Annotated in this window: 9 protein-coding genes; 7 read left to right on the top strand and 2 right to left on the bottom strand. The window is 55.1% G+C overall.

Annotated elements, in window-relative coordinates; all coding sequences use genetic code 11:
- Window positions 1-323: 323 nt before the first annotated feature.
- The 7 genes from IPH75_10560 to IPH75_10530 all read left to right on the top strand — a co-directional run bounded on the left by IPH75_10560 (window position 324) and on the right by IPH75_10530 (window position 7,353).
- Window positions 324-635, top strand: a complete 312-nt coding sequence (locus IPH75_10560) for a hypothetical protein (GenBank protein MBK7142511.1) — start codon at window positions 324-326, stop codon at window positions 633-635.
- Between the two features lie 408 nt (window positions 636-1,043).
- Window positions 1,044-1,754 (top strand): hypothetical protein, encoded by a 711-nt coding sequence (locus IPH75_10555; GenBank protein ID MBK7142510.1) that lies wholly within the window; start codon window positions 1,044-1,046, stop codon window positions 1,752-1,754.
- A gap of 495 nt (window positions 1,755-2,249) precedes the next feature.
- A complete protein-coding gene (locus IPH75_10550) occupies window positions 2,250-2,825 on the top strand; it encodes a hypothetical protein (protein MBK7142509.1) in 576 nt (191 codons plus the stop codon).
- Window positions 2,826-3,008: 183 nt separating this feature from the next.
- Complete coding sequence (locus IPH75_10545) at window positions 3,009-3,761, top strand: enoyl-CoA hydratase/isomerase family protein (protein MBK7142508.1); 753 nt, start codon at window positions 3,009-3,011, stop codon at window positions 3,759-3,761.
- Between the two features lie 120 nt (window positions 3,762-3,881).
- Window positions 3,882-4,337 (top strand): hypothetical protein, encoded by a 456-nt coding sequence (locus IPH75_10540; protein ID MBK7142507.1) that lies wholly within the window; start codon window positions 3,882-3,884, stop codon window positions 4,335-4,337.
- Between the two features lie 209 nt (window positions 4,338-4,546).
- Window positions 4,547-6,727, top strand: a complete 2,181-nt coding sequence (locus IPH75_10535) for a thioredoxin family protein (protein ID MBK7142506.1) — start codon at window positions 4,547-4,549, stop codon at window positions 6,725-6,727.
- Complete coding sequence (locus IPH75_10530) at window positions 6,724-7,353, top strand: redoxin domain-containing protein (GenBank protein ID MBK7142505.1); 630 nt, start codon at window positions 6,724-6,726, stop codon at window positions 7,351-7,353. The genes IPH75_10535 and IPH75_10530 overlap by 4 nt, the downstream gene beginning before the upstream one ends.
- 119 nt (window positions 7,354-7,472) lie before the next feature.
- On the opposite strand, the gene IPH75_10525 is transcribed toward IPH75_10530, so the two are convergent.
- Both IPH75_10525 and IPH75_10520 read right to left on the bottom strand, forming a co-directional pair.
- Window positions 7,473-10,592, bottom strand: coding sequence for an efflux RND transporter permease subunit (locus IPH75_10525; GenBank protein MBK7142504.1), 3,120 nt, complete (start codon window positions 10,590-10,592; stop codon window positions 7,473-7,475).
- Complete coding sequence (locus IPH75_10520) at window positions 10,589-11,647, bottom strand: efflux RND transporter periplasmic adaptor subunit (GenBank protein ID MBK7142503.1); 1,059 nt, start codon at window positions 11,645-11,647, stop codon at window positions 10,589-10,591. The genes IPH75_10525 and IPH75_10520 overlap by 4 nt, the downstream gene beginning before the upstream one ends.
- Window positions 11,648-11,822 lie beyond the last annotated feature (175 nt).

Raw genomic sequence — 11,822 nt, 5'->3', positions numbered from 1 at the left:
TGCTTAAATGTAACCATTTAGTCCATCTTTGCAACTCTTCTTTCCTCTGACCAAGCCTACCTCACGCCGCTTCCGTTCGCCGATATTCCCCGGCTTGTGAATTGCAGTACATCTGTCGACAAAACTAAATCCATGTTAACCATTTTGAACGAAGGAGTAACTCACTTGCTCTGCTCTCGTTAGTATTACCACACTCTTGAGTACACCATCCCATACTCTGCATGCATTCGCACTGTTACCCTCATCACTTACTCACCAAATGTGATTTGTCTGATACGAATGATCTGATTATTTTTTTTCGACCACAAACAAGAGGTGCCCGAATGTATGATCGAGAACTTCTCGCCCACGATTTCACCACCATCCACTCCGGCCGCCCGTGGCATGGTCCATCCCTTAAACTTATTCTCTCGGAAATTACCCCCGCGATGGCCGCCGCTAAAATTGATGGTGCCCATTCCATCTGGGAGCTGATGCTGCATATGCAGGGATGGATGCAGGTGGTGCTGCTTCGCCTCGATGGCCAGTCGGTCGGTGAGCCTCCCGATGGCGACTTCCCATCTCCCCCGGATTCAACCGAACAAAACTGGAAAGCGGCGATCCGCCAGTACGAAGCTACCCAACGGAAACTCTAGGCACGCCTGAAAGCGATCCCGTCCCGCGCCTGGAATCGCCCGGTTACCGGCAAACCGTACACCGTTGCCACCATGGTCAATGGACTGCTCTGGCATAATCTCTACCATGCCGGACAGATCGCGGTGCTCAAACGGATACTCCAGGCTCGCTAACGGCGAGTTTTTTAGTCCTCGATTATCCTGGAAAACCTGTTTGCCAGACGGTGCTCCCTCGGGCAATGCAGTCGCCTGATGCAACCGTCTGCTCATCCTGCGGAATAAACCAGCATACTGCTGACTCCAGTGAATTGTCGTATCTTATTGACAAGTAATACCTTAGTCGTTCGTCGTCGATTCTCCGCCACTTGGCCTGCCGCTTGCACTACCCCCTCCTATAATGAACGGTCGTCCCATACCCAGGAGAATGTCATGACTCGACGTATCCTCATCGGTACCTGCCTGCTCCTGATCGCTTCGCTTCTTTGGATCGCCGGCTGCGACAAGGAGCGGATCGTCAACTCCAAGGAGTATATCTACGAAACCAAGTATGTCGAATCCCCGCCCGATACCATCACGCTCATTGACACCGTGAATATCGGCGACACCATGATCATTAACCGGGTTGACACTATCCGCATCACCGATATCGACACCATCATCCGTACCGTCACTGTTCATGACACCGTCCGGATCACCAGTGTTGTGCATGATACCGTTCGGACTGTCCAGATCAACTGGGACACGGTTGTGGTGCATGATACCATCACCCGCAATCAATGTTTGCCCAATGTCATCACCGCGATCGCGGCAATGGAGGCACAGACCGATCCGTTGATCTACGAATTTATCCTGGGCGAGCTCGGCCTTGATGGCGGCTGGAATTTATACCAGACTCCAAACGAGATGGAGGTCAACCAGGTTTCCTCCACCACCTGGGACATATACAGCTATGTAGATTACTGGGCGCCGGACTGGTCTGGCTATTACCCGCTCGAAGTATACTGGCGCATGACTTATCGCTCGGGTGATCCGGCCGATCCTGACAACTGGCAGATGTCCGACCCGCCCACCGCGGTCGCCGGCCATATTGGCGGCGTCAGCAAGATCACGCGCAAGACCGAGGTTCGCTCACTGCAGTAACCTCGCATCCATTGAAAAGTGTTGGCACACGGGTCAGTACTCTAAGAGAACTGGCCCGTTTTCGATTTGCCTCCGGAGATCATCAACACGGGACGATCAAATTCACTCTTATATCATCCGCTATTTGTCGGTTGGTGCAAACTGAAACTTTCCATAATCAATCCTAATAGTGAAGTGGTAAGGAATCAATTCCCCACCAAACGTGAATTCCGAGAATTAACTCTTCCTGCTCGAAAATAATCCTCCTTCTCACAAATACTGTCGCCGAAATTGCCTCTTTATCAGCATGCGCAAATCATAGACAATTTATGCAATTATTAGCTTGCTCATTCCGTTACTGCCGATAGATTGACGAGGTGAGAGAGGATGCGGTACGCAGGACGGGGAATCGAATCGCGCCATTCCGCAAAGCTATCCGCTCTGAGTTTCTGCTTTCATTTCGCACCAGAAATGTATTCGCACACAAGGGAGTCATCTGACTTCGAAGGAGAGTATATGAAGAACTTCTGCGTAGCGATCTGCGTCACTGGATTGATTCTGGTGACACTAGCTGTTCCGGCTCTGGCGGGTGTATCGGTCGAAGATTCACTTATGATGCCGCAGCTCGATGGTAACGGCGTACCGATCGATCGGTGGCGCGTTTCCGGTGACTTTAATCTCGATGGTCGCGAAGATCTCTTGATCTCCGAAGATATCGCTAAAGCCAACGATAACGGACTTTACTTCGCCATCTATCTGCGCGATTCCACCGGTTCGCTCAGCTTCTATGATTCGTTCTACGATCATCCCAACCGGCTCTGTGTTGAGTCCTGCGGGCAGGCAGTCCGCGTCTGGACGTACGAATATACCGGCAGTGGTACAGGCATTCTCGCCTGGGCCGAGATCACCCAGGCAGGGCTGATCCCCGGCAATCGTGTCGAACTCCACGAGTCCGGACGAGTCAGTCAGGCGATCCTCGGTTCGGTCTTCCGCAACTCCGATGTTAAGTTCAAGGTTCAGCGGAGCCGCGTGGTCGCCGGCAAAGTTCAGTGGGTCGACGACAAAACGATCCTCTCATTCCTCGAGGAATAACCGATCGGTCGCACCATCCCTCCTTCATGAAAGTGAGCCGCCCGGTCACACGCGCATCCCAAAACCGGGCGGTGCACTCGATTCATCATCCGCAGCATTCCTTCGCTTCAGAGAGCGCTTGCTGTTCACCACGATTTTTCTTACTAGTATCCCCTTCCGGCGTTCACCTGAAAGGGATTCATCATGACCTGCTTTGATCTCCAGCAGTCCGACAACCTCGCTATCCTTACCATGACTCGTGGCAAGGTCAACGCCATCAATCCGGACTTCGTCCGAGAACTCGACCTGCTGTTGACGCAGATCGAGCAGGAACCGACCGTCTCAGCAGTCATCCTGACCGGACAGGCGAAGTTTTTCTCATTTGGGCTGGATATCCCTGAACTCTATGACCTCAGTCCCGAAGAGATGACCCGCTTTATCCGCTCATTCTGCGATCTCTATCACCGGCTGTTCCTTTTCCCGAAAGCGATTGTCGGCGCGATCAACGGACATGCCATCGCCGGTGGTTGTATTCTCGCGACGACCTGCGATCGACGGATCATTGCCGATGGCAACGCCAGACTGGCGCTCAACGAAGTTACCTTCGGCGCGTCGCTCTTCGCCGGAGCGGTGGCGATGTTGCAGTTCGCCTGCGGCACACGCAACGCAGAACAGATTCTGCTCACAGGCACTCTGCTCTCTCCCGCGGAAGCTCTCCAGCTTGGGTTGGTACATCAGGTTGTGGATAGCGACCGGCTCCTCTCCCAGTCCACCACCTATGCCACCGAACTGGCCGCCAATGCCGGCCCTCATTTTGCCAGTCTGAAACGCCTTTCCCGCCAGCCGGTCGCCGATGCCTGGCGCATTCGCGAACCGCATTCCATCGACGAGTGGATAAATATCTGGTATTCTGAGAAAACTCGCGAGCAGGCAAAGCGTATCCAGATTCGCCAGTAATACGATGTATCTTCTTTATCTTAAATCACTTACGCATATATTAGACAACTCCAAAACAGGACTATTGCGGCCCCTTTTAGGCTAAATACGTGGATATCTTTAGCCGATATTTTAGCTACCATGCAACATCACTCAAGAGGGGAAAACGTGAATCGCAAACCGCTGAAACAGTGTCCGGGATGCAAACAGTGGTTGACCTTACATGACCTGCTGTATGATCGCACGATCAGTCCACAAGGAATTCAGATCGATCCGCGAGATCCATCTCAATGTTATTTCCAATTCAATCATCTGAAGCAGGATTGCCTCTCCACCTTTCTGATCCATTCGCGGGAACTGCGCGAAGCATGCGAACTGCTGGAGGAAGGACATCCGCCGGGGGAATGCATCGGCTGCCACGGCTTCTGCACCGAGATCCATGAACTGGCCGCCTGTACCAATCCATGCACCATGCGCCCCTATCGCCAATTTTTGCTGTCGCTCTGGTGGTCACGATCCGGCCCAACTTCGGCTCCCGGACATCCGGATCATCAGTGCGTTCGCCAAACGCAGCAGACAGAGGCTGAATTGGCCTGAACGTTTCTGCATAGCTATTCTCGATTAGCGCCGGATGCCATGTCCGGCGCCGTAGTCTGTCTCATTCACCGACAAGTCAAGATCCAGGGGGCTGGGCGATCCTGGGAGCGCCTCCCCCACCTCTATGGCCTCTCAAGTAATAATGAAACTTGAGCCGGGTTCGACTGTTTAACTCCGTAAGCATTCCTTCGCCCTCAACCATGGAGTATATGGACCTGCAAAAGCGACTTCTTTGGATGACCTGCCTCTTCGCCCTTGCCCTGACTTTGGCGGCGACTGTTCAGGCGCTCCCGACCCGTGTCGGCCACCTCGAGGTCGAGCTGGTCTCTCCGGTCCGCACCGTGCAACCGGGTCAACCGTTTGAGGTTGGCCTCCATTTCACGCTGGATGACCACTGGCATCTCTACTGGCAAAATCCCGGCGATGCCGGCCTTCCTCCCAAAATGACCTGGTCGCTCCCCGACGGCTTTGTCGTCGAGCCGATCCGATGGCCCATTCCGGAGAAAACCATTACTCCTCCGCTTGCCTCCTATGGCTACTCGCACGAATTGATCGTCCCGCTCCGGATCACTCCCCCGCCCACGCTTGCGGTCGGCCAGACGGTAACCTTGTCTGGCAAAGCTTCCTGGCTGGTTTGCAGGGAAGAATGTGTCCCCGGCGATGCCCAACTCTCCCTGATGCTCGAGGTCGCGGACCACTTACAGCCCGATTCTATCTGGGCGCCGAAATTCGCCGCGATTCAATATCCGTCGGAAGCCGACTTTGCGGTCCAGTCCGACTTTGACGGTACTCATTTTCAGCTTCGCTTTCCACTCCCCGACAAATCAACAGCCGCTCTTGTCTTAGCAGAATTTTACTCCGGTGATCGCGGCGTCATTGACCATATCGCCAGTCAACCAATCTCGATTGTGGATGGATCTGTTCAACTGACAATCCCCAAAAACGAATACCTGATCGACCGCCCCGACAGCCTGCAGGGTCTGCTGGTCTTGACGAACAGCGATTCAACCAAAAGCTATGTCCAGTTTGTTTCCTCTCTCAGTGAGGATCAACCGGTCGCTGTCACCGCGACCACCACGGAAACCAGCTTCTGGCAGGCGATCCTGTTCGCCTTCATTGGCGGACTGATCCTCAATCTAATGCCCTGCGTTTTACCGGTCCTGTCGCTCAAAATCCTTGGCTTTGTGAATCATGCCGATGCTACCCATACCAAACCGCTGCACCACGGTATGATCTTCACCGCCGGTGTACTGGTCTCATTCTGGCTTTTGGCCGGCACACTTCTCTTTCTGAAAGCCGGTGGCGAACAACTGGGTTGGGGATTCCAACTCCAGTCGCCGATCTTCCTGGTCGTCATCACCTCGTTCATTTTTCTGTTTGGTCTGAATCTGCTTGGCCTCTTTGAACTTGGTACATCGTTCGCCTCCGCTGGTGCAGTTGCCGCAGGCAAAACCGGATTTGGTGGTTCTTTCCTCAATGGTGTAACCGCTACTATCGTTGCCACTCCGTGCACCGCTCCATTTATGGGATCCGCGCTCGGCTATTCGCTGGCGCAACCAGCCTGGATCGCCATGCTGATCTTCACCTCAATCGCCCTCGGCATGGCTGCGCCATATCTCGCGCTGTCAGCCTCGCCAAAACTGCTTCGCTATGTCCCGAGACCCGGACGTTGGATGGAGACCTTCAAGCAGTTCCTTGGCTTTGTGCTTCTCGCCACAGTGCTCTGGCTCCTCTGGGTACTCGGTATCCAGATCGGGACCGCCGGACTGATCTTTATCCTGGCCGCCTTGCTCCTTCTGGCCGTTGCCGGATGGATTATCGGTCGATGGGATACGCTTGTTGCTACCACCCGGGCAAAACTACTCGCTCGCGGTTCTGCTCTTGTATTGGCCGCCGCCGCGCTGGTCATCGGTATTAGTGGCGCGTCGTTCGAAAATGTCGCTGTCGCCACCCGTTCGAACGAAAAAGGGGCGATTGCCTGGGAGACCTTCACGCCGGAACGAGTCGAAGAATTGCGTACTGCCGGCAAACCGATCTTTATAGACTTCACCGCCGCCTGGTGCCTCAGTTGTCAGGTGAATGAAAAAGTTGCCTTTAGTTCGGCCGATGTTCAGCAGCGTTTTCTTGATCTCGGAATCGTTCCCCTCAAGGCGGACTGGACCGCGCGCGATCAGGTCATTGCCCAGGCGCTCGCTCGCTTTGGCCGAAACTCTGTCCCCCTCTATGTCCTCTACCACAACTCCGCCACTGAACCGATTCTTTTGCCAGAAATTTTGACTCCGGGAATTGTCCTCGAAGCTTTGAATTCCATAACCGACCTGCCTGCGAACAACTCGCCGACCAGACAGGTAACCATACACGGCGAGGAGCCACTGAAGGAGAGATCATGAAAAAATTACTGTCTATGGCGCTCGGACTGCTGATGTTGTCCACCGCACTGGTTGCATCGGATGCGACCGCTCCTGAAACTGTCCAGACTGCCACTGTCGATAAGGCGGCGCCCAACTTTACGTTGACCGATGTCAACGGCAAAACCCACTCGCTGTCTGACTTCAAAGGGAAATTTGTGGTGTTGGAATGGGTAAACTTCGATTGCCCGTTCGTCAAAAAGCACTACGGCGCAAAGAACATGCAGACGCTTCAGGCCGCTTACACCAAGAAGGAAGTTGTCTGGCTGTCCATCTGCTCCTCCAACAAAGGAAAACAGGGATACTTCGAAGGTAAAGAACTGACCGATCGGATCACCGCCGAAGGACACAGCGCTTCCGCTTATCTGATCGACACCGATGGTAAAGTCGGCAAGTTGTACGGCGCCAAAACCACGCCGAACATGTATGTCATCAACCCGGAAGGCGTTTTGATCTATGCCGGCGCGATCGACAACACGCCGTCGCCGAACCCGGATGACATCAAGACCTCGACCAACTATGTCGCAGCCGCGCTTGATGCCGCCATGGCCGGCAAGCCGGTTGCCGTCAAGACTTCCGCTCCCTATGGTTGCGGCGTGAAGTACTAGTTTCTGCTACCGCCAACTAAGAAAAAGCCCCGCATCAGCGGGGCTTTTTTTATTCTCATGAGCTCAGGTAATTCCTTCTCCCATTGGGAGAAGGTGCCACGAAGTGGCGGATGAGGGTATTATTCCGTTACCAACCCATGCGCATCAGTAACTGGCTGGCCATGCGGCTTAGCTTTCGCATGCTCGGTCACCGGCTCCGATTCCTTGGTGAAGCGCGCGAGCAAGGTATACACCACCGGCACCAGCACCAAAGTCAGGAAGGTCGAGAACAACATTCCACCAACCACCGCGATCCCTAACGGCTGACGTGCTTCTCCGCCTGCACCCAATCCAATGGCGATAGGCAACACGCCGAAGATCGTCGCAAACGACGTCATCAGGATCGGCCGAAGTCGAATCGCCGCCCCTTCCGTGATCGCGTCATAGACCGACTTGCCGGACTCCCGCAACTGGTTGGCATACTCGACTATCAGAATCGAATTTTTGGTCACCAATCCGATCAACATGATCAACCCGATCTGTGAGTAGATATTGATCGTCTGTCCAAACAGGAAGAGCGACACCAGCGCCCCAACCACCGCCAATGGCACCGACAACAGGATCGTCAGCGGATGAATAAAGCTCTCAAACTGCGCCGCCAATACCAGGAAGATAAAGACCACTGCAAACAGGAAGAGGAAGTAGAGCGCGGAGCTTGAATCGCGATACTCGCGCGACTGCCCGTTCAACGCCGTCTTGATCGCTGGCGGCAGATCGGTCGCCGCGATCAGGTCCAGATCATCCAGCGCCTTCCCCAAGGTCATCCCCGGAGCGATATTCGCGCTGATCGTCGCCGAACGCACCCGGTTAAAGTGGTTCAGTTCTTTTGGCGCCACTGTTTCCCGAATATTCACCACGTTCGCCAACTGCACCAGGCCGCCATTGCCGCGCACATACAACTCTGATATCGTCTCCGGCGTTGCCCGATCCGATGGACGCAACTGCGTGATCACATCATACTGCTTGGCTGCGCGCTTGAAGTTGGTCACCACGCGTCCACCCAAATAGGTCTCCAGCGTTGCGCCGATATCGGTCACCGACACTCCCAATCCGGCCGCGCGATCGCGGTCGATCGTAATATCAAGCTGCGGCTTGTTGAGGCGAAGGTCCGTATCCAGGTTGATCAGATACCCAAGCTGCTGCGCTTTGGACATCATGATCCCTACTCCCTGCTGCAACTCCTCATAGCTGTCCCCCTGGAGCACATACTGCACCGGTGATTCAAACCCCTGGCCAAGCGATGGCGGGTTGATCATGAACGCCAGCACACCCGGTATACCCAGCAGTCGGGGAAACATCTCCGCCACAATCTCCTGCTGTGTTCGATTTCTCTCAGCCCGCGGTTTCAGCTCAAGAAAAACAAATCCATTCGTGACGCGTCCCGGTCCGCCAAATCCCAGTCCGGTGGCGGTGAACAGCCCATCTCGCTCCGGCAGCGCAAGCAATTGCTCTTCGACCTGCCGCATATAGCGGTCGGTATATTCAAGCGTCGCCCCTTCCGGCGCCAGCACGATACCAAACGCCACACCGCGGTCCTCGGTCGGTACCAATTCCGACGGGATGAATTTCAACATCGTCGCGCCGATCACGATCAATACAAGCGCAAACGCCGTCGACAGGGCGCGATGGCCCAGCACCCACTTCAATGTCCCACGATAGAACCGATCAAGCCAGTCGAAGAAGGCATCAAACGAACGCGACGCAAAATTCTGCTTTCCGGAATGGAGCGGCTGCAACATCCGCGAGCAAAGCATCGGCGTCAGCGTCAACGCCACAAAACCGGAGATCAACACCGCAACCGCTACGGTCAATCCAAACTCGTTGAATAGTCGCCCGACATTTCCTTCCAGGAATGCCAGCGGCACAAACACCGCCACCAGCGTGATCGTCGTCGCCAATACGGCGAACCCGATCTCCTTGGATCCATCGATTGCTGCCTGCCGGCGGTTCTTCCCCATCTCCATATGACGGTAAACGTTCTCCAGGACCACGATCGCGTCATCCACCACCAGACCGATCGCCAGCACCAATGCCAGCAGCGTCAGGATGTTGATGGTGAATCCAAAAAAGTAGGCCAGCGCAAACGCGCCGATGATCGAGGCCGGGATCGCGAAAGTCGGAATGATCGTCGCGCGAATGCTCTTCAGGAAGAGCAGGATCACCGCCACCACCAACAGGAACGCGATCAGCAACGTCTCAGCCACTTCATCGATCGAATCTTCAATGAAGGTCGCCGAGTTGTATGCCACTTCCAGCGTCATCCCCTCGGGAACCAGTTTGGTCAGTTCGGGTAATTCACTAACGACCACCTCGGCAACGTCGATCGTACTCGCCTTCTGTTGCTTGATGATCCCGAGGCCGATCGCCGGCAATCCGTTGTATCGAACCGCTGTCCGCTCATCCTCAGCACCCAGCTCCACTTGGGCGACATCGCGAAGCCGCACGGTCTCATCCCCCGCCTGACGGACGATGATCGCGCCGAACTCCTCCGCCGTTACCAGATCGCCGCGTGTCCGAACAGAGAACTCACGTCCGCTTCCCTCGACTCGTCCGGCCGGGATCTCGGCGTTCTCGCGACGGATCGCGTTTTCGACATCATTGGCGGTCAATCCACGCGAAGCCATGCGCTGGGCATCCAGCCAGACACGCATCGCATATCTACGCTCTCCACCGAGAAAAACCGAGGCTACCCCCGGCAACCGCTGGATCCGCTCTTTCAGGATTCGATCAGCAACATCCGTCAATTCCAGGTTGGAATGACGTGTACTCGACAGCGCGATCCAGACGATCGGCTGCGCGTTGACATCAACTTTCTCGACAATCGGGTCATCGGCCTCTCGCGGCAATAAGCCGCGCACGCGCGATACACGGTCGCGTACATCGTTGGCCGCTTCATTGACATCTTTACCGAGTTCGAACTCGACTGTAACAACCGACCCCTGCTCCTGGCTCGATGAGGTCAGCGTCTTGACCCCTTCCACCGTCGAGAGTTGCTCTTCCAGTACGTCGGTGATCTCCGTCTCGATCACGTTCGGGCTTGCGCCTCGATAGAAAGTGGTTATCGAAACGATCGGCGGATCGATATCCGGATACTCTCGGACCGGAAGGCGACTGAATGCCACCGCCCCGAGCAAAATAATGACTAAGCTAAAAACCAGCGCCAGAACGGGTCGCTGGATCGATATTTCAGATAACTTCACTGCACGCCTCCCTGCACCTGCGCCGCGCCCGCCGCCTGATGCGGTATTGGCATCACTTTCGCCCCCTCATATAACTTCTGGTGCCCGGCTGAAACTACCATCTGCCCTACTTCCAGCCCTGACAATATCTCCACTGTCCCCGGCTGGCGGCTTCCTATCTTGATCACCGCTCGCCCCACGGTTGAATCCGGCTTCACCACAAAGACCAGCATCTGGTCTCCTTCAGCGAAGATTGCTTCATCCGGCACCAGCAGCGCGTTATCCCGCGTGCTGAGAACCGCCGATATATTGGCCGACATGCCCGGGCGGAACCGGTACTCCGGGTTTTCGATATGCGCTGTGATCATCGCACTGCGCGTCGAGGGATCAACCATCGGCTCGATCACTTCGATCGTCCCCTTCACTGCCTGATCTCGATACGCGCTGGTCGTGACCGTGACCTCTGCCTTCCGTTTCAGCATCGAGAAGAACCGCTCTGGCGCGGAGAATGTCACTTTGAGCTGCGAAAGCTGTACCAGATCAGCAATGGCGCTGCTTGTCCCGAATGAACCACCCGCTCGCAGAAACGTACCAGGGCTTATCTTGCGCGCTCCGATTACACCGTCAAACGGCGCAACAATGCGGGTCTTGTCCAGACGGGCTTTCGCCAGATCAACATCTGCCTCAGCAACTTTCAAATTCGCCAACGCGTTATCATGTTCCTGTGGGGAAACTGCGCCACGGTCCGAGAGTTCTTTCACTCGATCATACGTGACCTTCTGTTGATCGCGGATCGCTTCGGCCCGGGCCAGGTCTGCCTTAAGCTGTGAATCATCCAACTGCACGATCAACTCCCCCTTCTTGATCGATGACCCTTCGTCAAAGGGTACCGCTTTGACCAGTCCATCGATCTCCGAGACGATCGTCACCGAGTTGATCGCCTCGATAGTCCCGACCGCATCAAATCGATCGACCACTGTCTTCGCTTCCACGGTCGCTGTCTCCACCGGCATTGGCGGAGGCGTAAACGCCCCGGCGGTCTGGTCTTTCGAACAGCCGGAGACCCCGAAAAGCATGAGTGAGAATAGACCCAATATCAGGATGACAAATGAGAAGCGAATCACACGATACCTCGTTGCTATATTGTCTTTTGCCGAATTACCCTTCAGGCGGCCATCCGCACCGGGCCGGCTTTCTCCCGACAAAGCCAACCAAAGGTCAGATATACGGTTACTAATACCTATTGTTTCC

The organism is bacterium (genome assembly GCA_016708025.1).
Lineage (GTDB): Bacteria > Zixibacteria > MSB-5A5 > GN15 > FEB-12 > FEB-12.
This window is presented reverse-complemented; position numbering and strand designations above follow the sequence as displayed.